Source organism: Sphingobacterium cellulitidis, from assembly GCF_043187465.1.
Lineage (GTDB): Bacteria > Bacteroidota > Bacteroidia > Sphingobacteriales > Sphingobacteriaceae > Sphingobacterium > Sphingobacterium cellulitidis.
This window is the reverse complement of the sequence record NZ_CP171136.1, coordinates 3,827,103-3,850,658: the sequence shown is the minus strand read 5'-3', so window position 1 is coordinate 3,850,658 and position 23,556 is coordinate 3,827,103. Positions and strand designations below refer to the sequence as shown.

General features: G+C 37.5%; 23 protein-coding genes. 14 read left to right on the top strand and 9 right to left on the bottom strand.

Going from position 1 to position 23,556, the window contains the following annotated elements; all coding sequences use genetic code 11:
• Nucleotides 1-30 precede the first annotated feature (30 nt).
• The gene (locus ACF3OC_RS16885) at nucleotides 31-1,701 is read right to left on the bottom strand and encodes a glutamine--tRNA ligase/YqeY domain fusion protein (protein WP_392470075.1); all 1,671 of its coding nucleotides are present in this window, start codon (nucleotides 1,699-1,701) and stop codon (nucleotides 31-33) included.
• Between the two features lie 93 nt (nucleotides 1,702-1,794).
• On the opposite strand from ACF3OC_RS16885, the gene ACF3OC_RS16880 reads away from it, so the two are divergent.
• Complete coding sequence (locus ACF3OC_RS16880; RefSeq protein ID WP_392470073.1) at nucleotides 1,795-3,129, top strand: hypothetical protein; 1,335 nt, start codon at nucleotides 1,795-1,797, stop codon at nucleotides 3,127-3,129.
• Between the two features lie 84 nt (nucleotides 3,130-3,213).
• Here ACF3OC_RS16880 and ACF3OC_RS16875 read toward each other — a convergent pair whose 3' ends face one another.
• The 3 genes from ACF3OC_RS16875 to ACF3OC_RS16865 form a co-directional block, all read right to left on the bottom strand.
• A complete protein-coding gene (locus tag ACF3OC_RS16875; RefSeq protein WP_094258518.1) occupies nucleotides 3,214-3,861 on the bottom strand; it encodes a carbonic anhydrase in 648 nt (215 codons plus the stop codon).
• A gap of 66 nt (nucleotides 3,862-3,927) precedes the next feature.
• The gene (locus tag ACF3OC_RS16870; RefSeq protein ID WP_392470070.1) at nucleotides 3,928-5,505 is read right to left on the bottom strand and encodes a SulP family inorganic anion transporter; all 1,578 of its coding nucleotides are present in this window, start codon (nucleotides 5,503-5,505) and stop codon (nucleotides 3,928-3,930) included.
• Nucleotides 5,506-5,613: 108 nt separating this feature from the next.
• Nucleotides 5,614-5,958, bottom strand: a complete 345-nt coding sequence (locus ACF3OC_RS16865) for a hypothetical protein (protein ID WP_229678353.1) — start codon at nucleotides 5,956-5,958, stop codon at nucleotides 5,614-5,616.
• A gap of 206 nt (nucleotides 5,959-6,164) precedes the next feature.
• Here ACF3OC_RS16865 and ACF3OC_RS16860 point away from each other — a divergent pair, with 206 nt between their 5' ends.
• The 5 genes from ACF3OC_RS16860 (at nucleotide 6,165) to ACF3OC_RS16840 (ending at nucleotide 10,204) form a co-directional block, all read left to right on the top strand.
• Nucleotides 6,165-7,712 carry a helicase HerA-like domain-containing protein gene (locus ACF3OC_RS16860; protein WP_392470068.1) on the top strand — a complete coding sequence of 516 codons (1,548 nt, stop codon included), beginning with the start codon at nucleotides 6,165-6,167 and terminating at the stop codon, nucleotides 7,710-7,712.
• Between the two features lie 56 nt (nucleotides 7,713-7,768).
• Nucleotides 7,769-8,680 carry a sugar phosphate nucleotidyltransferase gene (locus ACF3OC_RS16855; protein ID WP_094258521.1) on the top strand — a complete coding sequence of 304 codons (912 nt, stop codon included), beginning with the start codon at nucleotides 7,769-7,771 and terminating at the stop codon, nucleotides 8,678-8,680.
• 84 nt (nucleotides 8,681-8,764) lie between these two features.
• On the top strand, nucleotides 8,765-9,451 hold the full coding sequence (locus ACF3OC_RS16850) for a TIGR02117 family protein (RefSeq protein ID WP_392470066.1): 687 nt from the start codon (nucleotides 8,765-8,767) through the stop codon (nucleotides 9,449-9,451).
• An 89-nt stretch (nucleotides 9,452-9,540) separates the two neighbouring features.
• Nucleotides 9,541-10,002 (top strand): hypothetical protein, encoded by a 462-nt coding sequence (locus ACF3OC_RS16845; RefSeq protein WP_392470064.1) that lies wholly within the window; start codon nucleotides 9,541-9,543, stop codon nucleotides 10,000-10,002.
• 1 nt (nucleotide 10,003) lies between these two features.
• A complete protein-coding gene (locus ACF3OC_RS16840) occupies nucleotides 10,004-10,204 on the top strand; it encodes a helix-turn-helix transcriptional regulator (protein ID WP_392470062.1) in 201 nt (66 codons plus the stop codon).
• A gap of 91 nt (nucleotides 10,205-10,295) precedes the next feature.
• Here the strand turns inward: ACF3OC_RS16840 and dnaK are convergent, their stop codons facing one another.
• Nucleotides 10,296-12,218, bottom strand: coding sequence for a molecular chaperone DnaK (dnaK, locus tag ACF3OC_RS16835; protein WP_094258525.1), 1,923 nt, complete (start codon nucleotides 12,216-12,218; stop codon nucleotides 10,296-10,298).
• Between the two features lie 191 nt (nucleotides 12,219-12,409).
• Here dnaK and ACF3OC_RS16830 point away from each other — a divergent pair, with 191 nt between their 5' ends.
• Nucleotides 12,410-12,967 carry a thioredoxin family protein gene (locus tag ACF3OC_RS16830; RefSeq protein WP_094258526.1) on the top strand — a complete coding sequence of 186 codons (558 nt, stop codon included), beginning with the start codon at nucleotides 12,410-12,412 and terminating at the stop codon, nucleotides 12,965-12,967.
• A gap of 107 nt (nucleotides 12,968-13,074) precedes the next feature.
• On the top strand, nucleotides 13,075-13,434 hold the full coding sequence (locus tag ACF3OC_RS16825; RefSeq protein ID WP_094258527.1) for an MmcQ/YjbR family DNA-binding protein: 360 nt from the start codon (nucleotides 13,075-13,077) through the stop codon (nucleotides 13,432-13,434).
• 3 nt (nucleotides 13,435-13,437) lie between these two features.
• On the opposite strand, the gene ACF3OC_RS16820 is transcribed toward ACF3OC_RS16825, so the two are convergent.
• The 3 genes from ACF3OC_RS16820 to ACF3OC_RS16810 all read right to left on the bottom strand — a co-directional run bounded on the left by ACF3OC_RS16820 (nucleotide 13,438) and on the right by ACF3OC_RS16810 (nucleotide 15,453).
• Entirely contained in the window at nucleotides 13,438-14,121 is a 684-nt protein-coding gene (locus ACF3OC_RS16820) for a LytTR family DNA-binding domain-containing protein (RefSeq protein WP_094258528.1), read from the bottom strand.
• On the bottom strand, nucleotides 14,114-14,965 hold the full coding sequence (locus ACF3OC_RS16815; protein ID WP_392470059.1) for a sensor histidine kinase: 852 nt from the start codon (nucleotides 14,963-14,965) through the stop codon (nucleotides 14,114-14,116). Before ACF3OC_RS16815 ends, ACF3OC_RS16820 begins: the two co-directional genes overlap by 8 nt.
• A gap of 260 nt (nucleotides 14,966-15,225) precedes the next feature.
• Nucleotides 15,226-15,453 (bottom strand): hypothetical protein, encoded by a 228-nt coding sequence (locus ACF3OC_RS16810; RefSeq protein ID WP_392470057.1) that lies wholly within the window; start codon nucleotides 15,451-15,453, stop codon nucleotides 15,226-15,228.
• Nucleotides 15,454-15,681: 228 nt separating this feature from the next.
• Here ACF3OC_RS16810 and ACF3OC_RS16805 point away from each other — a divergent pair, with 228 nt between their 5' ends.
• Both ACF3OC_RS16805 and ACF3OC_RS16800 read left to right on the top strand, forming a co-directional pair.
• Nucleotides 15,682-16,812, top strand: coding sequence for a PCMD domain-containing protein (locus ACF3OC_RS16805; protein ID WP_392470056.1), 1,131 nt, complete (start codon nucleotides 15,682-15,684; stop codon nucleotides 16,810-16,812).
• Nucleotides 16,812-17,579 carry a porin family protein gene (locus ACF3OC_RS16800; RefSeq protein WP_392470054.1) on the top strand — a complete coding sequence of 256 codons (768 nt, stop codon included), beginning with the start codon at nucleotides 16,812-16,814 and terminating at the stop codon, nucleotides 17,577-17,579. The genes ACF3OC_RS16805 and ACF3OC_RS16800 overlap by 1 nt, the downstream gene beginning before the upstream one ends.
• Before the next feature lie 116 nt (nucleotides 17,580-17,695).
• Here ACF3OC_RS16800 and ACF3OC_RS16795 read toward each other — a convergent pair whose 3' ends face one another.
• Nucleotides 17,696-18,658, bottom strand: a complete 963-nt coding sequence (locus ACF3OC_RS16795) for an isopenicillin N synthase family oxygenase (protein ID WP_094280555.1) — start codon at nucleotides 18,656-18,658, stop codon at nucleotides 17,696-17,698.
• A gap of 267 nt (nucleotides 18,659-18,925) precedes the next feature.
• On the opposite strand from ACF3OC_RS16795, the gene ACF3OC_RS16790 reads away from it, so the two are divergent.
• The 4 genes from ACF3OC_RS16790 to ACF3OC_RS16775 all read left to right on the top strand — a co-directional run bounded on the left by ACF3OC_RS16790 (nucleotide 18,926) and on the right by ACF3OC_RS16775 (nucleotide 23,520).
• The gene (locus ACF3OC_RS16790; RefSeq protein WP_094258575.1) at nucleotides 18,926-19,372 is read left to right on the top strand and encodes a MarR family winged helix-turn-helix transcriptional regulator; all 447 of its coding nucleotides are present in this window, start codon (nucleotides 18,926-18,928) and stop codon (nucleotides 19,370-19,372) included.
• Between the two features lie 22 nt (nucleotides 19,373-19,394).
• Entirely contained in the window at nucleotides 19,395-21,821 is a 2,427-nt protein-coding gene (locus tag ACF3OC_RS16785; RefSeq protein WP_392470052.1) for a 3-hydroxyacyl-CoA dehydrogenase NAD-binding domain-containing protein, read from the top strand.
• A gap of 132 nt (nucleotides 21,822-21,953) precedes the next feature.
• Entirely contained in the window at nucleotides 21,954-22,310 is a 357-nt protein-coding gene (locus ACF3OC_RS16780; RefSeq protein ID WP_392470050.1) for a four helix bundle protein, read from the top strand.
• A 37-nt stretch (nucleotides 22,311-22,347) separates the two neighbouring features.
• Nucleotides 22,348-23,520 (top strand): acetyl-CoA C-acyltransferase, encoded by a 1,173-nt coding sequence (locus ACF3OC_RS16775; RefSeq protein WP_392470047.1) that lies wholly within the window; start codon nucleotides 22,348-22,350, stop codon nucleotides 23,518-23,520.
• The last annotated feature ends 36 nt before the right edge of the window (nucleotides 23,521-23,556 follow it).

Here is a 23,556-nt window from a genome sequence, read left to right as displayed (position 1 = left end):
TTCCGACCTTTTTTGTAAGCGAATGCTTTATTATTTTTTAGATTCTTTAGCCCAAGAATCTTTTAAAGTTACTGTTCTGTTGAATACTAACTTATCTGCTGTCGTATTTCTGCTATCCAAATTAAAGTATCCTAATCGGATAAATTGATAACCTTTTCCAAGTTCTGCATTTGCTAAATCTGGTTCAACATAGGCTTTCTCAATAATCTGTAAGCTGTTTGGATTAATGGAAGCTTTGAAGTCCTCAGCAGCAGCTGGATTTTCATCTTGGAATAAACGATCGTAAAGACGTACTTCAACTTCTTTGGCATGAGTTACAGAAACCCAATGGATGGTTCCTTTTACCTTCATTCCTGAGGTATCCTCACCTGATTTAGAATTCGGGACATATTCACAATGTACTTCAGTGATATTTCCATTTTCATCCTTTTTGAAATCAGTACAAGTCACGATATAACCATGTTTTAAGCGAACTGAAAGTCCAGGTCCTAATCTGAAGAATTTTTTAGGAGCATCTTCCATAAAGTCATCACGCTCAATCCATAATTCATTGGAGAATGGAATTACTCTATTGCCTTCACCTCCTTCAACCTCTGGATTATTCTCGCCAACTAATTCCTCAACCTTGCCTTCAGGATAATTTGTGATGATCAATTTGATTGGATCCAAAACTGCCATTCTACGCCAAGCAGTTTTGTTTAAATCCTCGCGAATACAGAATTCCAATAAACTGACATCGATCATATTTTCACGCTTTTGAATACCGATGCGCTCACAGAAATTGCGAATACTCTCTGGAGTATAACCACGTCTGCGAAGACCTGAAATTGTAGGCATTCTAGGATCATCCCAACCTTCAACAAACTTCTCGTTTACTAATTGCAATAATTTACGCTTGCTCATCACTGTATAGTTCAGATTCAAACGAGCAAATTCATACTGCTTTGAAGGGAAAATTTCCAATCGGTCAATCAACCAATCATATAATGGACGGTGTGGAATAAATTCTAATGTACATACTGAATGCGTGATTTTCTCAATAGAATCAGATTGACCATGAGCAAAGTCATACATTGGATAGATGCACCATTTATCGCCAGTGCGGTGGTGATGCGCATGTTTGATACGATAGATAATCGGGTCACGCATATGCATATTTGGACTAGCCAAATCTATCTTAGCACGTAATACCTTTTCTCCATCCTTATATTTACCATCGCGCATTTCTTCGAATAACCTTAAGTTTTCTTCGATGGAACGACTGCGATAAACGGTTGGAGTTCCAGGAACGGTAGGTGTACCTTTAGATGCTGCAATCTCTTCAGAAGTGCTGTCATCTACATAGGCCAATTCCTTTTTGATCAATTCTACAGCATAAGCGTATAAAGTGTCAAAATAGTCTGAAGTATATAATTCATCAGCCCACTGGAATCCTAACCATTGAATATCTTTCTTGATGCTATCTACGTATTCCACATCCTCAGTTACAGGATTGGTGTCGTCAAAACGTAGGTTTGTCTTGCCATTGTATTTCTGTGCTAAAGAAAAATTTAGACAGATTGACTTAGCATGTCCAATATGAAGATAGCCGTTGGGCTCAGGTGGGAAACGGGTTAACACACGCCCATCATTTTTCCCATTACGAAGATCCTCTTCGATAATCTCTTCAATAAAATTCAATGATTTTTCTTCTTCTACCATGTAGCAAAGTTAGCTATTTCATCGATATTATGGATAATAGCATAACGAATACTTAATTGATTTTACTTATTTTCGAATTAAAATTATGAAACAATGGATTTGAGAGTTATAACCCTCCTCTGTCTGCTATTCCCTCTAATAGTTTTCGGACAGAAAAAGGAAAAACCAAGGATGTTGATTTATGGGGATAATTATGTGGCCCGGAAGATTGCAGATCAAGCAATCCTCTCTAATATCCCCGTGCTTGTAGTTTTAAGTGGGAAAGATGAAATGAGTGATTTAGAAAAGGAACTGCAACAAAATTCAAAAATTGACAACAATCCATTAAATGAAAATAAACCAATTGATGAACTTGGTTCTTTGGAAGCAGGTGCAAGAGTGATTCAAAATCATATGCAATTGAAAAGTAATTTATTAACGCTATTTGAAAATACACAGGTCAACAAGATTACGAAGGGTAAGAGGAATTGGGAAGTGGTTTTAAGCAATAAGCAGAAATTCTCTGTGATCTCAGTTTTAGACGCGAGTTCTGATGCTGCATTAACTAAATTGAGCAATATTAAGTTTGATTCCCCTGAAATAATAGAATACACCGCCGCGAAAGACATGAAATTGGCTGAAAGTCGAACAACTTTAGCCAGCATGGAAATGGATGGTCAAATGTCTGTAGTCTTTTTAAAAGATATTCTACAGTTTGAAAAGGATAATTTCTTTGATTTAGGGTCAGCTCGTTCTGTTGTATTTAATGAGAAAGATACCCTTAATCAATCTTTTGAATTATGTAAGGCTTTAGCTGCAACAGTTGGTTACTTAGCATTTTTTAAAACAGATTCTAAGAAAATTGATGTTCGAAAATTGCAATCTGAACTACTTAGTTTATTTAGCGATATAATTCCTTATCAGGATATCCTTCTGAATATAAATGAGGAGGTAGAAACTGAAGACGGAATGCTAATTCCTGAGAAAACTGCGGATTCAGTAATGACAACTTCAAATGCAATTGCGAATACAAAACCTTTTAAAGCGAATCCTCATTATAAAGCTATTCAAAAATGTTATTTAACAGGGTTTTTCTTGGGCAAATCTGATGGGAATAGGTATATATTCGATAAAGATTCTCCAGTTAGATTTGCGGAAATTAAAGATGTTTTAAATGAAATCTATACACGGAGTCAACTTTGGTTTTTGGATAATTACAGGGATGAGGAGCTTACTTGGAAAGACTTGGTTAGCTTAATAAAATTTATTTCCTTTAAAGGTGATGAGGTTGAAAAGTATATTGCAAAAGAATGGTCCAATAAATTGAAATTTGAGGGTGAATACAAACCTGAAAATAAAGTGACCAGAGAACAGTTTGCCGTGGTTACGGATTTGTTTTCAACAGCCTTTTCAAAAGCAATAAACCTGGATGGAAGCTTTGTGAAATAAGCATAATGTCATATCATAAAAAGGCCCACCAACAATTTGTTGATGGGCTTTTTTGTATTTATGGTAATTGTCCTTAGGGAACTATTATTTATAAGCAAAGACTTTAGCCATTCCTTCGTTGTTCGTGAAGGTAGTATCCAGATCGATCAATTGACCTGTACCAATATTGATTACCATTCCATGGATTGCTAAGTCAGCCCCGTTTTTCCAAGCATTCTGAACAATCGAAGTGGATGTCAAATTGAATACTTGTTCTTTAACATTCAGTTCAACCAGCTTATTAGCTTTCTCTTCTACATCTTGGATTTGATCGATTTCTTCAGCATGCAAACGATAAACGTCTTTGATATGGCACAACCAGTTGTCGATGATTCCATATTGTTGTGAACTCAATGATGCCGCAACACCTCCGCAACCATAGTGGCCTGCAACAATAATATGTTTAACTTTTAATACATTGACTGCATAGTCCAATACTGCAAGCATGCTCATATCCGAGTGAACACACATGTTCGCAATGTTACGGTGTACAAAAACCTCCCCAGGTTTTTTTCCAGTCAATTCATTTGCAGGAACACGACTATCAGCACACCCTATCCATAAGATTTCCGGACTTTGACCCTTTGATAATTGTTGAAATCTACCGGTAGTATCTTTCTCAACAAAGTTCATCCAATCCTTGTTACCTTCTAAAATCTGATTAAATCCTGTTTCTAATTCTTTTTGTCCCATTATATGTGATTTTATGTATGGTCTTCTGAAAGACCATACAAGTTTCTGTATTATTTTTTAATTTATTTAAACTACTTTTTTAAGTTTTTGTTTTTTTACAAAACCATTTCTTTTGTATGTAACATCATTTAGCTCAATTTCCAAGCCTTTACTGATTGCATTTTGCTCGAAATCCTTGATCACATCAATTACATCCTTATCAATAAACTTACTCTTTTGCCCATTGATAATAATGGATTTTACACTTTTCGGTAAGTTGTAAAGCTTTTGCTGAATAGGTGCCTTATTTAAAAATGTTACCTCCTCTGCCAATGTGATCACCGCAGTTTCATTCTCGGAATGATCATTTGAATTGATCTTCAAATGGTATGCATTGTGCATGTTTGCACGTAGGATGTAGAATGTTGCAACCAAGATTCCTATTCCCACACCTGTTAACAAATCAGTGAATACAATCGCTACAACCGTAACTACGAATGGAATAAATTGATCTAAACCTTTTCTTAGCATTTGTTTGAATAAAGCTGGTTTTGCCAATTTATAACCTGTGTGCAATAGAATTGCTGCTAAACCTGCCAAAGGAATTAAATTGATGATACTTGGAATTGCTAATAAAGCTACCAATAACCATAAACCGTGTAAAATAGCCGATTGTCTTGTCTTTCCACCTGCATTTGCATTTGCAGATGAACGTACAATTACGGAGGTCATTGGTAAACCACCTAAGAAACCACTCGTAATATTACCAATACCCTGAGCCACTAATTCTCGGTTTGTTGGTGAATTACGCTTTAATGGATCTAACTTATCAACAGCTTCAATGCTTAATAAGGTCTCCAAACTTGCAATAATTGCAATGGTGATTGCTACGATCCAAACTTCCTTATTCAGGATCTGAGTGAAGTCAGGGAAAATAAATAAGCCTTTGAACTCCGCAATGGATGATACCACCGGAATGCTTACAAAATGATCCGGGTTAAGCGCAAATGAGGTGCCTTGGAATAAAAATCCCAATCCTACTCCCAATAACACAACTACTAAGGGAGCCGGTATTTTATTAAGTTTCTTGATGTTGGGCCAAAAAATTAATACCGCCAAGGAAAGGAAACAGATTATCGTAGCACCCCAATTGACACTTGTTATTATGGTGTTTGTAAATGCAGTAATACCTCCGTTTTCAAAATCAAACGCATTTGTTTCTGATAATCCGAAGGCTAAAGGAATTTGTTTCAAAATAATTGTAATACCGATAGCAGCTAACATCCCTAAGATTACAGCCGATGGAAAATAATTTCCAATCATACCAGCCTTGATAATTCCTAAGATTAATTGGATAGCTCCCGCGATAAGTACAGCTAAAATAAAGGTCTCGTATGCACCTAATTTCTCAATAGCTCCTAATACGATTACAGTTAGTCCAGCTGCTGGACCGCTGACAGATAAGGGTGATCCTGAGATGGATGCAACCACAATACCCCCAATAATTCCGGTTAATATACCGGCAAATAATGGCGCGCCTGACGCCATGGCAATTCCCAAACATAATGGTAATGCAACTAAAAAAACTACAATACTAGCAGGGAAATCATATTTTAAGTCCCTTTTTGAAAGTTTCAAAAAAGCGGACGTTCGTGTACCAAACATAAACTTACGTTTTAAATTTTTAATTCAACTAATGATAATAAAGCTCAATTCGCCTATTAAGACTGCATTATTTGCCGTCAGAACAGAACAATTTCTCGGAATGTTGAATTAACAGTTTGGAGGTGGAGTCGGAACGGAAGCATGAAAGGCACAAATACTCTTTTCGTTTTTCAGGTAGTGTTTGATGCCTGCACTATTTTCTACAGTGGGGTTGTAAAGCTTGAAATCGAGATCTCCAGGTCTAAAGATCTTTATCCCCGTCTCGTGCAAATCCTCATTATTGCTGTTCGCACCTTTCGCAGTATTCTCGATTTCTAATTGCATGACTACTTGAAGGACTGTACCTTGGTCAAGTACATCCACAAACATAGGGGTAATGGAAATTAGCATCTTCGTGAAGAAGATAAAGAAGCAAAGCTTTGCCGCTAAAATCCTATATGCCTTTGTAAACATGTGGGTCCTATTAATCATAAACTGAACAAAAATAAAATTTAATTTCAAAAAAAATGCTTTTTTGAAATTTTATTATGAAAAAATTACAAAACTCGCCTCTTTAATCTGAATTCTTAATATTGTGTTAACATCAAATTATTGAAAATCTTAAATTGAATAATTATATCTTTATTCATAAATTCAATTAGCGCTTTAATGCTATAACTATGAAGGAACAATTTATCGCAAAAATAACCTCTTCTTATAACCCGAAGGGGCCATTTATACAATTGGGTTCTGGAATTCTTGACGGAGAAATTGTAACTGATGCCAAAGTGAATTTGGCTCTTAAAATGATGAACCGCCACGGATTGATCGCCGGTGCAACCGGAACCGGTAAAACAAGAACGCTCCAGCTAACTGCTGAACAGCTCTCCGATGCAGGAGTCCCTGTTTTTATGCTCGATGTCAAAGGTGACCTCTCCGGACTCGCAGAACCTGGGAAAACAAACGATGCCCTGATAGAACGTGGAAATGCCGTTGGAATCCCTTTTGAACCCGCTAGCTTCCCAATCGAGCTGTTCTCCCTCTCTGGAAATCTCGGCGCCCCAATGCGGGTGACTGTTGAAGATTTTGGACCCGTTCTCCTGGCGCGGATCCTTGATCTAAATGATACCCAGGCTGGCGTATTAAGCGCAATCTTTAAATATGCCGATGATAGCCAACTCCCAATCGTGGATTTCCCCGACCTTAAAAAACTATTAAGCTATTTGTCGGATGGTCCCGGAGCTGAAGAAATAAAAAGCGATTATGGTAAAATTTCTACCGCAAGTGCCAATACCATCCTCCGTAAAATCGTTGCTATCGAACAACAAGGTTTAGCACATATATTCGGTGAAAAAGAATTTGATATCCAAGACTTGTTTTCTAAAGTCGATGGAAAAGGAGTAATCACGCTTTTGAATATTTCTGATATTCAGGATCAACCGCTTCTATTTTCTACCTTCTTATTAAGCCTTCTTGCGCAACTTTTCAAAAAATTACCGGAGGTAGGCGATTTAGATAAACCTAAATTGGTGTTTTTCTTTGATGAGGCACACTTATTGTTTAATGGTGCATCTAAAGCCTTTCTTACGCAGATAGAACAGATTGTTCGTCTGATTCGTTCTAAGGGCGTAGGGGTGTTCTTCTGTACGCAGGCGGCGACCGATATTCCTGAATCTGTATTGGGGCAATTGGGAAATAGGGTGCAACATGCCCTGAGAGCTTTTACACCTAATGATGCAGATAACCTAAGGAAAACAGTGAAAACTTATCCGACTTCGGAATTCTACGAAATTGATAAGGTGTTGACCTCCTTGGGTACTGGACAAGCATTAGTAACAGTCTTAAATGATAAAGGTATTCCTACGGAAGTAGTTGCCACACATTTAGTTCCTGCTAGAGCGGTTATGGGGCCTTGTTCCGCAGATTTATATCAGGAACTTGTACAGAATTCTGATTTCCGAGCGAAGTATCAAGAACGTGTTGAAAGACAAACCGCTTCTGAGATCTTGGAAGAGCGTCAGCGCACTTTTGAAGCTAAGCAGGAAGCGGAAGAGGCTAAAAAAGAAGCCGAAAAAGCAGCTTCCAGATCAAAAACGACAAGCTCCCGCAGACAAACTCCAATGGAAGCCGCGCAAACGCAGGCAAGCAGAACGCTGGCAAGAGAAGGAGCGAAGCTGCTGGGTAAGATCGCTAATGGGATTCTTAACTCCATCTTCAAAAAGAGATAATTTTAAAATACTATATTTGCAAACGAAAAATCGAGTACTAAACAAAAATTTACATTATGGGAAAACCAACTTTGGTGGTTCTAGCAGCTGGTATGGCTAGCCGTTACGGTGCATTAAAACAAGTGGATGGTTTTGGTCCACACGGCGAAACAATTATTGATTATTCCATTTTTGATGCTATCCGTGCTGGTTTTGGAAAAGTAGTTTTCATTATCCGTGAAGAATTTGAACAAGTGATGCGCGAGAAATTCGATGCTAAACTTGCTGGAAAAATTGATGTTGCTTATGCTTTTCAAGATTTTAACCTAAGAAAATTTGGAGTAGATAGAGATATTGAACGTACTAAACCTTGGGGTACAGCACATGCTGTGATGAGTGCAAAAGATGAAGTGGATGGTCCTTTTTGTGTCATCAACGCCGATGATTTCTACGGTTATGATGCCTTCAAAAAAATGGCCGACTTCTTAACAAATGAAGCTGACGAAAAACATATGTCTTTGATGGGTTTTGCTCTTGGAAATACAATGTCTGATTATGGCTATGTTTCTCGTGGCGTGTGTGAAGTAACTGAAGAAGGGCATATGGCTTCCGTAACTGAAAGAACAAATATCTATTACGATAAAGAAACCGCAGATAATAAAATCGTATTCGAAGAAAATGGGGTGAAGAATGAATTGCCTGCAGATGCTCGTGTTTCCATGAACTTCTGGGGTTTCACGCCGAAAATCTTTGACGTAGCATTGGAAATGTTCCCTAAATTTGTGGAGGAAAATGCTGATAACCCTAAATCTGAATTCTTTATCCCTTCTGTTCCAGATTATATGGTGAAGAATGGTTTAGCTGATTTTAAAGTAATTCCTACTTCTTCGAAATGGTTCGGTGTAACTTATATGGAAGATAAACCAATCGTACAGGAAAGTATTTCTAAATTGGTTGAATCTGGAGAATACCCACAAAAGTTATTCTAAGAAATATTTTAAAAATGATAATAATGGCAGGTCTTGACCTGCCATTTGTTTTTTCTGTATATTGATACTTTTATTTGTCGATCTATGATGAAAAAAATTATGATAGGCCTTCTCTATATATTTATCGGACTAATTGTATTTGCAGGGCTTTATTTCGGTTCAGACTATATTTTGTCCAGAATAAATGCAGATTCGCCAGAAAATGTAAAAGGCCCAAAAAATATCACAGCCTACATTCTTTCCAATGATGTACATACCGATATTGTATTGCCGATTAAAAATGACCTCCAAGATTGGACCCAAATCTTCCCAATTGATAACACCAAGGGTAAAAACCCTGATCAAAATTATGTTTCAATTGGTTGGGGAGATAAAGGTTTTTATCTTAATACCCCAGAATGGAAGGACTTAACCTTAAAAACAGCTTTGGTGGCAGGCCTAGGTATTGGCGAAACTGCCTTGCATGTGACTTATTATAAAAATATGATGGAAAATGAACTTTGTTATAAAGTTCAAATCGACTCCTCTCAATACCTGAGTTTAAAAAATTATATCCTCAATGCCTTAGATAAAGATGAGGAAGGAAATCCAATTTTAGTTCAAACGAATGCCCAATATGGGATGGATGATGCTTTTTATGAAGCTAAAGGTGCATACAGTCTCTTTTACTCTTGTAATACCTGGACGAATGCTGCCTTAAAAAATGCTAATATGCCTTCCGGAGTTTGGACCGTCTTCGATAAAGGGGTTTTAAGACATTATAAAGAATAGAAATGACAAGTATTTTTTACATTATGTAAAAAATACTTGTCATTTTGTAAATTATGTTTTACATTTGATTAGCTAATTTGTAAATCAAAATGAAAACTATTCCATTATTACCTCGTCATTTTATTTGGGTTGGAACCATTTTGTGTGTTCTGAGTCTGATTGCTTACTTCTATCAAAGCATTGTTCATTTGGATGGGATTTTTATTAAGACCTTTGTTTTAATCAAGGATGTTCCATTTGAAGAAAAAGGAGTTTTGAAGTGGATGGAAACTGATATCTTGCTCACAGTTCTATTAATAACCTTTTTAATTGGTCTTTCCTTTATAGCTTTTTCTAAAACAAAAATTGAAGACGAAATGATAAGTTCTTTGCGATTATACAGCTGGATGTGGGCCATAATTATCATGTTAATCATCAGTCTATTCTTTACATTGTTCGTTTATGGGATGACATTCTTAGCTTTCTCTTGTCTTTTCGCTCATCTATTATTAGCGATTTATTTAATAATTTTTTACTTTAATTTCTTGAAGTTGAATAGGAGGGAAGGTTAGCATGAAAAATAACATTAAGGTTCATCGAGTAGTAAAGGGTCTTTCTCAAGAACAACTTGCTAGCTTGGTCAACGTCAGCAGGCAAACTATTAATGCTCTGGAAGCAAGCAAATATGTTCCCTCCACAGTTCTTGCCTTGAAAATAGCCAAAGTCCTAGAAAAATCCATTGAAGATTTATTTGAACTCGAAGCTGAGGATTAAAAGATTGATCCCTTCGGATTGGACGTAAATAAAAAGAGCTGCTTAATTAAAAGCAGCTCTTTTTTTGATATAAGGGGGTAAACTTATGTTTTTATTTTACCTCTTCGAAATCTACGTCTTGAACATCATCAGCTCCACCACCTTGGTTTCCGCCGTTGTTGTTTGCTTGACCTGCATCACCTTGTGCTTGTTGTTGACCTGCACCTTGTTGTGACGCTGCGTACATCTCTTCTGAAGCAGCAGTCCAAGCATTGTTTAATTCAGTAGATGCTGTTTCAATTTCTGCAAAGTTCTTATCAGCATGTGCTTTTTTCAATTTCTCTAATCCTGATTCGATTGGAGCTTTTTTATCAGCTGAAATTTTATCGCCATATTCTTTCAATTGTTTTTCAGTTGAGAAGATTAAGGCATCTGCAGAGTTTAATTTATCTACTTCCTCTTTTACTTTTTTATCAGCTTCAGCATTTGCTTCTGCCTCTTGTTTCATTTTCTTAACTTCTTCGTCAGATAAACCTGAAGAAGCTTCGATACGAATGTTTTGCTCTTTTCCTGTAGCCTTATCGATCGCAGATACCTTGATGATACCATTGGCATCGATATCAAATACTACCTCAATTTGAGGAATACCACGTGGTGCCGGTGGAATGTCTGTCAATTGGAAACGTCCTAATGTACGGTTCTGTGCAGCCATTGGGCGCTCTCCTTGTAATACATGGATCTCAACAGATGGCTGATTATCCGATGCAGTAGAGAAAACCTCCGATTTACGGGTTGGAATAGTTGTATTGGCCTCAATTAATTTGGTCATCACACCTCCCATAGTTTCGATACCTAATGAAAGTGGAGTAACGTCTAATAATAATACGTCTTTAACTTCTCCTGTTAATACACCACCTTGGATTGCAGCACCTAATGCTACTACCTCATCTGGGTTAACTCCTTTTGAAGGCTCTTTTCCAAAGAATTTCTTAACAGCGTCTTGGATCGCTGGAATACGGGTTGAACCACCTACTAAGATTACTTCATCAATATCTGAAGTGCTAAATCCTGCATTTTTCAATGCTGTACGGCATGGCTCAATGGTACGCTCAATAAGTGGACCTACTAAGCTCTCAAATTTTGCACGTGATAATGAACGTACTAAGTGTTTTGGACCTGATCCGTCTGCAGTAATATATGGTAAGTTGATCTCTGTTGATGTAGTGCTCGATAATTCAATTTTCGCTTTCTCAGCAGCATCTTTCAAACGTTGTAAGGCCATTGGATCTTTTCTTAAATCCAATCCTCCGTTTTCATCAGCAAACTCATCTGCTAACCAGTTGATAATCGCGTTGTCAAAGTCATCACCACCTAAGTGTGTATCACCGTCAGTAGATTTTACTTCAAATACGCCATCTCCTAATTCTAAAACTGAAACGTCATGAGTACCACCACCACAGTCAAAAACAACGATTTTCATGTCTTTGTCTGCTTTCTCTAAACCATATGCTAATGCTGCTGCAGTTGGCTCGTTGATGATACGTTCTACTTTTAATCCTGCGATTTCTCCAGCTTCTTTCGTAGCTTGACGTTGCGCATCATTAAAGTAAGCCGGTACAGTAATTACTGCTCTTGACACCTCTTGACCTAAGTAATCCTCAGCCGTTTTCTTCATCTTTTGAAGAATCATCGCCGAAATTTCTTGTGGTGTATATTTACGGTCGCCAATTTCTACTCTAGGAGTGTCATTGTCGCCTTTTACTACTTTATAAGGAACTTTATCAATCTCGCCTTTCGCCTCATTGTACGTTACCCCCATAAAACGCTTGATCGAATAGATCGTGTTTTGAGGATTAGTGATGGCTTGACGTTTTGCTGGATCTCCAACCTTGCGTTCCCCGCCTGCTACAAATGCAACAACTGAAGGTGTAGTACGCTTACCTTCGTTATTTGCAATAACTACCGGCTCATTACCTTCCATAACGGCTACACATGAGTTGGTAGTTCCTAAGTCGATTCCTATAATTTTTGACATATCTTGTTGTGTTATTCTATTAATGTTTAAATGATTTCTTATTCTATTAACAACGCTTATGCCAAACGGTTTTTCCTGCCTTTGTCATTCCAAAGTCGGAAATACTTGCAAGGAATTGTCATTTGAACGTGACAATCTGTCATTTTTTCTCAAATATTGGAATAATATGTATTTTTGAAAAAAAATCCAACATGACTTTTGACGAATACCTGAGTTACTTCGAGGATATCTTAAACAATACTGAGAAACACGAAGCATACTCAACAAACACTGACTACTTAAGTTATACTAAACTCAATTGGTCCAGAATGAACAGATGGTTGAAAAAATTTGAACCTTCTCAAGAAATGAAAGTATGCATCGAAAACATCAAAGATCCTCAACATTGGATCCTGATTACTGAACCTTGGTGTGGTGATGCAGCGCACTCCGTAGCGCAAATCTATCAAATTGTGAAAGATAATTCCTTCATCGATTTAGATATTCAATTGCGTGATACCGAACCTTTCCTAATCGATGACTACCTAACCAATGGAGGGAAATCAATCCCTAAATTGATCATCAGAAATGATGTAGGTCACGATAAAGTGGTGTGGGGACCAAGACCCGCTGCCCTACAGGAAATCTTTGAACAACAAAAAGCTGATGGCGCATCAATGGAAGAAATTAAAGAACTTATCCAAAGATGGTATAACGAAGATAAAGGCCATGAAATCCAAAAAGAATTGATAAAACTTTTATCTGAATAATAAAAAGCTGCATTTGCAGCTTTTTTTATGCTTAATATCCTATCCCTAAAACTATTTCATCCCTAAAATGGTTAATTTGCTTAATTTCATACTAAAAATCACTCCAAATGAATATTGAAGAACTCCGTGATTATTGCATCTCCAAACAATTAAGTACCGAAGAAACTCCCTTTGGACCCGATACATTAGTGTTTAAAGTCCTTGGGAAAGTGTTTTTGCTCGTGGGATTGGACCAAGTAGATCAACTTACTTTTAACGTGAAATGTGACCCTGAATATGCCGTAGAACTCAGAGAAAAGTATGAACATACCGTCCTTCCAGGCTATCACATGAATAAAAAACATTGGAATACCGTACATGCTAATCGCCAGCTCCCTGACCAAAAACTAAAGGAATTGATTGATCATAGCTTTGATTTAGTGGTACAATCTCTGCCAAAAAAAGAACGTGAAAAAATCCAGAACTAATGATTAAACCCTGAATCTTTCCTTCACCTCCTCCAAATAACTACCGCCAATAGGGATTTCCATATCCTCCACCCAGATCGTATGCCGATCAATCTTATTGATCCGATTGATATTGATTATATAGGATCGATGAACCTGAAGAAAGGTATGATCCGCCCATTCTGATAAGAATTCCTTGATCGTCATCCTCGCTAAAACTTCCCTTCCCTGAAAAATAAACCGAATGTAATTTCCCAAAGCCTGTAACGCTAGAACTTCCTTTAAATCCACTTTGATCATTTGATAGCCATCCTTGACAAATAGGGTAGGGTTATTGTCTAAGATCCCCTTTAATTCCAATAACTCCTTTGCCTTTAAAACGGCCTTCTCAAATCGCTCAAACGTATAGGGTTTCAAAAGATAATCTAGTGCATCCAACTCAAAGCCTGATAATGCATATTCCGAATATGCCGTTGAAAATATCACCAGAGGCTTTTCTTCCAAATCTTTGAACAAGTCAATGCCATTGATATCAGGCATCCGAACATCCAGAAATAATAACTGAACTTCATTGTCCTTCAAATATTCCTTCGCCTCAAGGCCGTTGAGGAATTGCTTCTCTAAATTTAAATAAGGGATCCTTTCAGCAAATCTTTTGATGATATCCAATGCAATTGGTTCATCATCAATGGCAATGGCTTTAATCATGGTTTTGCTCGTTTGTGTCAAACTCTGAATTAGGACTGCTATCCAATTCAATCGTTAAAAAAACAAAATACTCCTGTTGATTCTGTTCCATAACCAACATATATCGATCTGGATAACTCAAATCAAGCCTTGATTTCACATTTTCTAATCCTATTCCCGATTTTGTCCTTTCAAGATCTGTCCCGGTGCTCTTATGGATACTATTGTAAACAGAAAATTTTAATTGACCATCCACAACATCCGCATTGACCTTGATCCATGACGGTTTATTCATACTGATACCATGTTTGAAGGCATTTTCAACAAATGGAATCAATAACATGGGGGCTATAAATAAATTATCAATGCTATCAACGATATCTTGCTCGATCTTGACGTTCTCAACATTCTCTGTTCTCAAACTCTGAATTGTGATATATTCTTTCAAATAACTCAGATCCCGAGATAGCGGAATCTGATCTTGTTGGTTTTCAAAGATTAAAAAACGCATCATCTGACTCAATCGCTGAACAGAATCCGCTGTACGGTTCGCATTTTCTTGAAGTGCTAAACCATAGATGCTATTCATTACATTAAACAAAAAATGTGGATTTACTTGCGATTGCATCAACTTGTATTCAGCTGCAGTCTTCCCTAAATCTTTCTTAAGAAAATCAATGGTTCTTTTATTGGCTTTGAAGCGGAAGAAATATAAATATGTGATAGGTACAACGATGATGGCGCAGATAATGCCCAACCATATTATTTTATTACTATACCTTCCATGAATAGCTTGAATCATGAAAAAAAACGGAATAAAGAGTAAAACCGCACTTAAAAATGCAACCAAAATATACTCTATCATGGATATGGTCCTTTTAATCAATAATTCTAGGAAGAAGTATTGATTTACCGCAAACAATAAATATGTATAAGGAACATATAATATAAGGATACCAAAATGTCTATGAATATTAATGCCTATTATAAAGCATATAAAGGAAAGCCCAAGGATTAAAGCAAATTCTGCAAAGAACCTACGAAAGCTGCTGGGTGGGTTAATTTCTTTAGTTTCTGATTTCATGTGTCTTCTATAAAATTATGAAAAAGGCTAAGAGTTTAGGTTTAAATTGATATAAAATGATTTTCTATTTGGATAGAGTTACCAGAATTATCCTTCGCGACCTTTGCAGCAGATCCGATCTGGGAGTTCAACTGAATAAAACTTCCTGGATACTGCTCCTGAAATGAATAATAGGATTCCCAGGAACTGCTAATCTGACTTTGTTCTTTGTGAACCAAATTGTCCTCTAACTGACAACTCAATAAACGAATGAAAAAATAAAAAATCATAACCTTACTGTTTGTTCTTAAGGCAATATTATTCAAGAATTTATTGCTGAATAAATTTTTGTGATGAACCCTAGGAAGGAAATGATGAATACTGGTTTGATTGTAAAAAAGCTGAATCAAAAGCAATATTAGCTGGCAGAATTAGTCGTTTTGCTTCTAATAATTCTATCTTTGCCAATTCTTTGGAGTTCTACCCTCCTGATTAACATTTTTATTAAGATATTTTAAATGTCACACACGAAACTATTATGGTCCTTTCTGGGACTTGTGTTCTTTATTTCAAGTTGTATTAAAGACGAAGCGAAAAACATGGAAGCTGATATTACGCAGGTTTCAATCGCCGATAGTTTGATTAATGTCAAACCTATCATCAACAACAGAAATGTTGTTATCTATGTCAAACCTGGAATGGTCAACCTTAAGGAGTTTGCCCTAGATTTTGACCTTACCCCAGGAGCTTCTTCTGTTCCCGCAGCTGGTTCTGTACAGGATTTTTCTGCTCCTGTATTCTACGAAATCACTTCCGAAGACGGACAATTCAAAAAACAGTATTCCGTTACCCTACTGGAATCTTCAGTTCCTGAAACATTCGACTTCGAATTGTTTAATCAGGATGAAAAAAAGAAATGGATCTATTATTATGAAGATGTGGAAGGGGTGCATCAAGAACTTTGGGCTTCCGGAAACTCGGGTTTCGCATTGACCGCCGGATCCAACCCAACTGAAAAATCTTATCCTACTCAAGCTACTGATGATCCTGCTTATGTGAAATCTGGAAAATATGCCGCTTATCTTGAAACCAAATCTACCGGATTCCTAGGTTCCTTGGTGAAAAAACCTATCGCTGCAGGGAACTTATTCATCGGCTCTATGTACACCAAGAGTATCATCGATATTCAAACTAGATTCGGACTTCCTTTCAATAAAATCCCAATGTCCATGACTGGCTATTACATGTATGAACCTGGGGCTAAGGTAATCGATATGAATGGTAAAGAGGTGAAGGTTACAGATGAATGTGATATCTATGCTGTCCTGTTCGACCGCGTGGCTTTAATGAAAGGTACTGCCAATGATGAGGTGGATCCAGGAAGAACTTGGTTGAACGATAAGGATGTTCTGACCAGCCCATATATTATCGCCTTAGCTCAGTTAAAGGATACGGGTGCTACCAAAGGCGAAGGATTAGTGAAATTTGACCTCCCTTTTGTCTATAAGAAAGAATACAATCAGATCGATGCCGATGCTTATCGCTATAGCATTGCCTTGGTGCTTTCTTCAAGTAAGAACGGTGCAATTTTCCAAGGTGCTGTTGGAAGTAAATTAATTGTGGACGAAGTGAAAATCAACGTAAGATAATGAGATTAAATATTAACACGATAAAATATGCTGTTCTTAGTGCAATGGCTTTGTTTTTTACCTTAAATCTAAATGCTCAAGCACTGGAACAAGGTAAATTTAGAATAGATGCTGAATTAGGAACAAAAATCGGTGGAGCATCTCCTCTTGGCCTACCTGTGGAAATTAGAGAAATAAAAAGCTTTAAACCCGCACTTCCTTTTTTTGTAGGCGCAAAGGTTTCCTATGGAATTGATAATAAATGGGGAGTCCGCTCAGGATTGATCCTTGAAGGTAAAGGAATGAAAACTGAAGCCAATGTAAAAGCTTATAAAACGACTTTTAATGCGGACGAAGATCCTTCCCAAAATGTTAGAGGATATTATTATGGTGATATTACAACCAATGTAGAAAACTTGTACTTGACTATTCCTGTCTTGGCAACTTATCAATTAAGCCCTTCGTGGAGCCTCAATGCTGGTCCTTATGTCTCTATGGCGCTTCAACGTAAGTTTTACGGAATGGCAACCGATGGATATATCCGTGACGAAGAACCTACAGGTGAAAAGGTTGGAATCGTTGATGCAGCCTATGATTTTAAAAGCCAGATCAGAAAAGTTGATGTAGGAATGAGTGTGGCGGGGAAATATGACTTTGCAAAAAGATACTATGCTACCGCACAATTTGATTATGGATTCAATAGCATTATGAAAACTGGTTTTGAAAGCATCAGTTTCGATATGCACAACATCTTTATGAATGTTGGGGTAGGAATAAGGCTGTTTTAGAAGAGATTAATAGTGAGATATGAGATATGAGAATTGAATTAATAGAATTGTCTTCCCTTAAATAGGGTTGAGCGGTTTCTATCTCAATACTCATATCTCAATACTCATTTCTCTTTTTACATCTTAAGACCGATTTCTCTCAATCGTTCATCCAAATATTCTCCGGCAGTATAATCTTCATACGCCTTTGGATGTTCTGCATCAATACATGAATCTAGGGAAGCCAAGCTCATGCTTGATTTCGGATGTAGAAAAAACGGAACTGAATATCTTGAAGTTTTCATTAACTCCCTTGGTGGATTGACAACTCTATGCGTGGTAGACTTTAATTTATTGTTGGTCAATCTTTGCAACATATCACCTACATTCACAACAATATCTTCACCTTTGGCTTTGATTGCAAACCATTCGCCATCTTTTGTCAATACCTCTAGGCCATCAGCACTTGCGCCTATCAATAAAGTAATTAAATTGATGTCTTCATGTGCTCCCGCTCGTACCGCATCCGCTGGAATGGAATCCGGATTTTCAATCGGGAAATAATGGATAGCACGTAAAATCGAATTTCCATTGATCACAAATTGCTCAAAATAATCCTCTGGTAACTCTAGATAAGTGGCAATTGCCTTCAATAAATTACGTCCTGCATCCTCCAATTTTTTATAGATCTCAGCAGTAACCGCATTAAATCTTGGCAATTCACTCACTTGAGGGTTGTCAGGAAAATCAGCTTTCGAATATTCTTCGCCGACAATCGTCTGGCCTCTTTGCCAAAATTCCTTTAAATCCGGGGTTTTTGAATCCTTTGCCTTTTCCTTACCCTTGGAAGTATAGCCTCTTTGTCCTGCTAATTCAGGAAATTCATACTTATCCTTGGTCTCTGCAGGAAGATCAAAAAACTCCTTCACAACTTTATATAACTCATCTATAAGCTCATGTGAAAGCCCGTGATTCGAAATCGTAACGAATCCAGTCTCATTAAATGCCTTACCTATATCCGCCACGAATTGCCCTCGTAGCTCAGCACTACCCTCAGTATAGTGCGTCAAGTCTAATCTTGGAATATTTACTAATGCCATGTTATTTTAGTTTGATGCAAAGTTAATGTAATAATAATATGCAAGACTAAAAACTGTTTATAACCTCAAATTTTTCGAATGCAATCCGCTGATTGTCAGTTTTTAAAAGTTTTCCACAATTTTATTTTTGAGATTTCTCCCGCCTTTTTATTGAATAATAATCTATTTGTGTCAACTATTTATTAAAAATTCACAAAACAGTTTGATTTATCAATTCAATAATTTAAATTTGTTATGCTTGCATAATAAATGTTAGAAGACCCGAATATGAGCCAAGATAATACCATTGACTATTTCTTAAAAACGGCATGGCAAACTGTTGCCAATAAATATAATGTGATTGCCTCACAACACGGTTTTACTCAGGCCGCTGGATATATATTGATCAATATTCACCGAGATGGAACGCCCGTCTCCCAAATTGCAAATTCTACCGGCGTAAAAACAACTTCTTTGTCAAGGGTCCTAAACAATTTAGAAACCCTAGGCTTTATATATAGAGAAACCAGTGATACCGACAAACGTTCAGTTAAAGTGTATCTCACAGAACTCGGTCATGAAAAAAGAAAAATCGCTAAAGATGTAGTCAGAGAATTTAATGATTATCTCAATACTTCTTTCTCTGAAAAAGAAAAAGCAACCCTCGTCAAATTCCTAAAGAAAATAAACGAAGTTGCCACAAATTACACTCCTGTTATTCAAATAGAACCATAGAAAATTAGAAAATATACGTGATATGAATAGAAATATTAAAAAAGTAGCTGTATTGGGATCCGGAGTAATGGGTTCTCGAATTGCTTGCCACTTTGCTAATATAGGTTTAGAGGTGTTGCTTTTGGATATTGTTCCAAAAGAATTATTGCCCGCAGAGCAAGCCAAAGGCTTAACCCTGGAAAGTCCAGCTGTCCGTAATAGAATTGTGAACCAATCCTTGGGTACGGCAATTAAATCTAACCCCGCGCCTTTATATAGCAAATCCTTCGCAACGCGTATTTCAACAGGTAACTTCGATGATGATATGAGCAAAATCGCTCAGGCTGATTGGGTAATCGAAGTCGTAGTGGAACGCTTGGATATTAAAAAATCTGTTTTTGATAAAGTTGAACAATTCCGTAAACCTGGAACTTTAATAACAACCAATACCTCTGGTATTCCAATCCACCTGATGGAAGAAGGTAGATCTCAGGATTTTAAAGAAAATTTCTGTGGTACACACTTCTTTAATCCTCCGCGCTACCTGCCTTTATTGGAAATTATCCCTACTAAAGACACCAAAAAAGAAGTGGTGGATTTCTTAGTAGCATACGGTGATAAAATGCTTGGTAAAACAGTCGTTTTATGTAAAGATACTCCAGCCTTTATCGGTAATAGAATCGGAGTTTATTCTATGTTGGCTGTAACCCACCTGGTGGAACAACTTGGTCTAACCGTAGAAGAAGTCGACAAATATACAGGACCGGCAATGGGACACCCTAAATCGGCAACATTCCGTACTGCGGATGTAGTAGGTTTGGATACCCTAGTTAATGTCGCAAAAGGTCTTGAACAAAATGCCCCTGATGATGAAGCCAAAGGTGTTTTTGTCCTGCCAGCTTTCATCAGTAAAATGGTGGAAAATAAATGGTTGGGTGAAAAAACTAAAAAAGGCTTTTATGAAAAGGTAAAGGATGATAAAGGAAACTCCGAAATTCTTTCCTTAAATCTGAAAGACCTGACTTATGGTCCTCAACAAAAAGTGAAATCTTCAACCTTGGAAGCAACGAAGCCTGTTGAAGATATTCGTAAGCGCATGAAGGTATATGAACAAGGAACAGATAAAGCCGCAGAGCTTTTCCGTGCGATGCACTATCCTTTGTTCGAATATGTTTCTAACCGTGTCCCTGAAATTACAGATGATTTCTTCCGTATCGATGATGCTATGCGCGCTGGATTCGGTTGGGAAATTGGTCCTTTCGAGGTATGGGATGCCCTTGGTGTCAAAGAAACGCTAGAAAAAATCAAAAACGAAGAAAAACGTCTTCCAGGTCAGACTGGTGAAGTTGCCCAATGGGTAAAAGATATGTTGGAGGCCGGTTTTGATAGCTTCTATAAAATTGAAAACGGAGTGCGTCATTATTATGACATCGCTTCGAAATCCTATAAACCAATTCCTGGAACAGAAGATTTAATCGTTCTTGACCATATTCGTGAGTCCAAAACAATCTGGAAAAACTCTGGTGTATCCATCATTGATTTAGGTGATGGCATTATCAACTGTGAGTTCCATACCAAGATGAACACCATTGGTGGTGATGTGATTCAAGGTTTGAATAAAGCGATTGACCTTGCAGAAAAAGAATACCGCGGATTGGTGATTTCCAATGATGGTAAGAACTTCTCTGCAGGTGCAAATATCGGAATGATCTTTATGATGGCTGTCGAGCAGGATTATGATGAGTTGAACATGGCGGTGAAGATGTTCCAAGATACATCGATGCGTTTGAGATATTCGGCAATCCCTGTAGTCGCAGCACCATTCCAATTGACATTAGGTGGTGGTTGTGAGTTCTCCATGCATGCTGACTTCGTGCAGCTCCATGCGGAAACTTATATGGGATTAGTAGAATTTGGTGTTGGTGTTATCCCTGGTGGAGGTGGTTCCAAAGAGTTTGCGTTGCGAGCATCGGATGATTTCCGTCCAGATCAAATTGACCAAAACTTCTTGAAAGATCGTTTCTTGACCATCGGTCAAGCCAAAGTATCGACTTCAGCGGTGGAAGCCTTTGAATTAGGTTATCTGCAAGAAGGAAAATACGCAATCAGCATGAATCGTGCGCGTCTATTGGCAGATGCTAAAGCTAAAGCATTAGAATTGGCAAATGCAGGTTATGTACAACCAGCACACCGTAAAAATATAAAGGTACTAGGAAATCAAGGATTAGGAATTGTCTATGTCGGAGCATCCTCAATGGAAGCCGGACATTACATCTCCGAACATGATAAATTAATTTCCGAAAAATTAGGCTGGGTAATGTGCGGTGGAGATCTTTCCGCACCATCCGAAGTCGACGAGCAATACCTTCTAGACATGGAACGCAAAGCCTTCTTAGAGCTCTGCGCAACCCGCAAAACCCTAGAAAGAATTCAAGCAATGTTGACAACAGGAAAACCGTTGCGAAATTAGTATTTAGTATTAAGTATTTAGTATTTAGACAGGGTGAGCTACTTTATTTAAGGTTAACAATATCGTAAAATACAGGTTAACCTCCTTAATGAAAAGTTCAATACCTTTTTTAAGTACCAATACTTAATACAAATGCATAATTATAAAGAGTTGAAGCTTTGGATGAAAGCAATTGAATTAGTTTCAGATATATATAAAATTACATCTGACTTCCCCGATAAAGAGAAGTTCAATTTAGTTAATCAGATTCAAAGAGCAGCAATTTCAATTCCTTCAAATATTGCTGAAGGAGCTGGAAGAAACAGCAATAAATCATTTGTTCAATTCTTGGCAATTGCCCATGGTTCAACATATGAATTGGAAACACAATTAATAATATCAAAAAATTTAGGTTATTTATTAGATAGCGATTTAGACAGATTAAGCAACAAAATATATGAAGTTCAAAAAATGAGTTTTGTCCTTCAGAAAAAATTGTCACAGGTCTAGGTCTAACTACTAAATACTAACTACTAAATACTAGAAAATGGAAGCATACATTGTAGCAGGATTTCGTTCAGCAGTGGGAAAAGCTCCGAGAGGAGGATTCCGATTTACGCGTGCTGATGACTTGGCGGCGGATGTGATTAAACATTTAATGGCATCAGTCCCAAATGTAAATAAAGAAGATATTGACGACGTCATCGTTGGTAATGCAATGCCTGAAGCAGAGCAAGGACTAAATGTCGGTCGTTTTATTTCCCTAATGGGATTAGATACAGATAAGGTGCCGGGATTAACCGTAAACCGTTACTGTGCCTCCGGATTGGAAACTATTGCAACTGCAGTAGCGAAAATTAAAACTGGAATGGCTGATATCATTATCGCCGGTGGAGTAGAGGTGATGTCTGGAATGCCTTTCGGTGGATGGAAAATCGTACCTAATCCTGTAGTCGCTAAAAACCACCCCGATTGGTATTGGGGAATGGGACTTACAGCAGAAGCTGTAGCTAAGGATTACAACGTTTCTAGAGAAGACCAAGATAAATTTGCCCTAAAATCCAATGAGAAAGCCGTAGCAGCAATCAAGGAAGGTAAATTCAAAGATGAGATCGTGCCTATTACCATAAAAGATAATTATATCAAGGATGGTAAGATGGCTACAAAAGAATATGTTGTAGATACGGATGAAGGTCCTCGTGCGGACACCTCTTTGGAAGCATTGGCTAAACTGAGGCCAGTGTTTGATGCCAAAGGTTCAGTAACTGCAGGGAACTCTTCACAAACTTCCGATGGAGCAGCATTTGTATTGGTGATGTCGGAACAGAAAATGAAAGAGCTAAACCTAACACCAATTGCAAAATTGGTAAGTTATGCAGTAGCGGGTGTACCACCAAGAATCATGGGTATTGGCCCAATCTATGCCATCCCTAAAGCACTTAAACAAGCTGGACTTAAACAAGAAGATATCGACCTGTTTGAATTGAATGAAGCTTTCGCTTCTCAATCTTTGGCGGTAATTCGTGAATTGGGGCTGGATGAAGAAAAAGTCAATGTGAATGGTGGAGCAATTGCTTTGGGACACCCACTAGGATGTACTGGCGCAAAACTAACTGTACAAGTATTGCACGAACTGAAACGTCGTGGTAAAAAATACGGAATGGTAACCATGTGTGTGGGTACTGGACAAGGAGCAGCAGGGATTTTCGAACTCCTGTAGATAAAATTGAACTAACAAAATATAAAATCAGAAGAA

What these genes read in the sequence shown, in the direction of transcription:
- ACF3OC_RS16810 (WP_392470057.1), bottom strand. Translation starts at nt 15,453, where the DNA reads ATGATTTTTTATTTTTTCATTCGTTTATTGAGTTGTCAGTTAGAGGAC.
- ACF3OC_RS16855 (WP_094258521.1), top strand. Translation starts at nt 7,769, where the DNA reads ATGGGAAAACCAACTTTGGTGGTTCTAGCAGCTGGTATGGCTAGCCGT.
- ACF3OC_RS16840 (WP_392470062.1), top strand. Translation starts at nt 10,004, where the DNA reads ATGAAAAATAACATTAAGGTTCATCGAGTAGTAAAGGGTCTTTCTCAA.
- ACF3OC_RS16785 (WP_392470052.1), top strand. Translation starts at nt 19,395, where the DNA reads ATGAATAGAAATATTAAAAAAGTAGCTGTATTGGGATCCGGAGTAATG.
- ACF3OC_RS16825 (WP_094258527.1), top strand. Translation starts at nt 13,075, where the DNA reads ATGAATATTGAAGAACTCCGTGATTATTGCATCTCCAAACAATTAAGT.
- ACF3OC_RS16860 (WP_392470068.1), top strand. Translation starts at nt 6,165, where the DNA reads ATGAAGGAACAATTTATCGCAAAAATAACCTCTTCTTATAACCCGAAG.
- ACF3OC_RS16830 (WP_094258526.1), top strand. Translation starts at nt 12,410, where the DNA reads ATGACTTTTGACGAATACCTGAGTTACTTCGAGGATATCTTAAACAAT.
- ACF3OC_RS16880 (WP_392470073.1), top strand. Translation starts at nt 1,795, where the DNA reads ATGGATTTGAGAGTTATAACCCTCCTCTGTCTGCTATTCCCTCTAATA.
- ACF3OC_RS16820 (WP_094258528.1), bottom strand. Translation starts at nt 14,121, where the DNA reads ATGATTAAAGCCATTGCCATTGATGATGAACCAATTGCATTGGATATC.
- ACF3OC_RS16780 (WP_392470050.1), top strand. Translation starts at nt 21,954, where the DNA reads ATGCATAATTATAAAGAGTTGAAGCTTTGGATGAAAGCAATTGAATTA.
- ACF3OC_RS16845 (WP_392470064.1), top strand. Translation starts at nt 9,541, where the DNA reads ATGAAAACTATTCCATTATTACCTCGTCATTTTATTTGGGTTGGAACC.
- ACF3OC_RS16885 (WP_392470075.1), bottom strand. Translation starts at nt 1,701, where the DNA reads ATGGTAGAAGAAGAAAAATCATTGAATTTTATTGAAGAGATTATCGAA.
- ACF3OC_RS16875 (WP_094258518.1), bottom strand. Translation starts at nt 3,861, where the DNA reads ATGGGACAAAAAGAATTAGAAACAGGATTTAATCAGATTTTAGAAGGT.
- dnaK (WP_094258525.1), bottom strand. Translation starts at nt 12,218, where the DNA reads ATGTCAAAAATTATAGGAATCGACTTAGGAACTACCAACTCATGTGTA.
- ACF3OC_RS16815 (WP_392470059.1), bottom strand. Translation starts at nt 14,965, where the DNA reads ATGATAGAGTATATTTTGGTTGCATTTTTAAGTGCGGTTTTACTCTTT.
- ACF3OC_RS16800 (WP_392470054.1), top strand. Translation starts at nt 16,812, where the DNA reads ATGAGATTAAATATTAACACGATAAAATATGCTGTTCTTAGTGCAATG.
- ACF3OC_RS16870 (WP_392470070.1), bottom strand. Translation starts at nt 5,505, where the DNA reads ATGTTTGGTACACGAACGTCCGCTTTTTTGAAACTTTCAAAAAGGGAC.
- ACF3OC_RS16795 (WP_094280555.1), bottom strand. Translation starts at nt 18,658, where the DNA reads ATGGCATTAGTAAATATTCCAAGATTAGACTTGACGCACTATACTGAG.
- ACF3OC_RS16775 (WP_392470047.1), top strand. Translation starts at nt 22,348, where the DNA reads ATGGAAGCATACATTGTAGCAGGATTTCGTTCAGCAGTGGGAAAAGCT.
- ACF3OC_RS16865 (WP_229678353.1), bottom strand. Translation starts at nt 5,958, where the DNA reads ATGTTTACAAAGGCATATAGGATTTTAGCGGCAAAGCTTTGCTTCTTT.
- ACF3OC_RS16805 (WP_392470056.1), top strand. Translation starts at nt 15,682, where the DNA reads ATGTCACACACGAAACTATTATGGTCCTTTCTGGGACTTGTGTTCTTT.
- ACF3OC_RS16850 (WP_392470066.1), top strand. Translation starts at nt 8,765, where the DNA reads ATGATGAAAAAAATTATGATAGGCCTTCTCTATATATTTATCGGACTA.
- ACF3OC_RS16790 (WP_094258575.1), top strand. Translation starts at nt 18,926, where the DNA reads ATGAGCCAAGATAATACCATTGACTATTTCTTAAAAACGGCATGGCAA.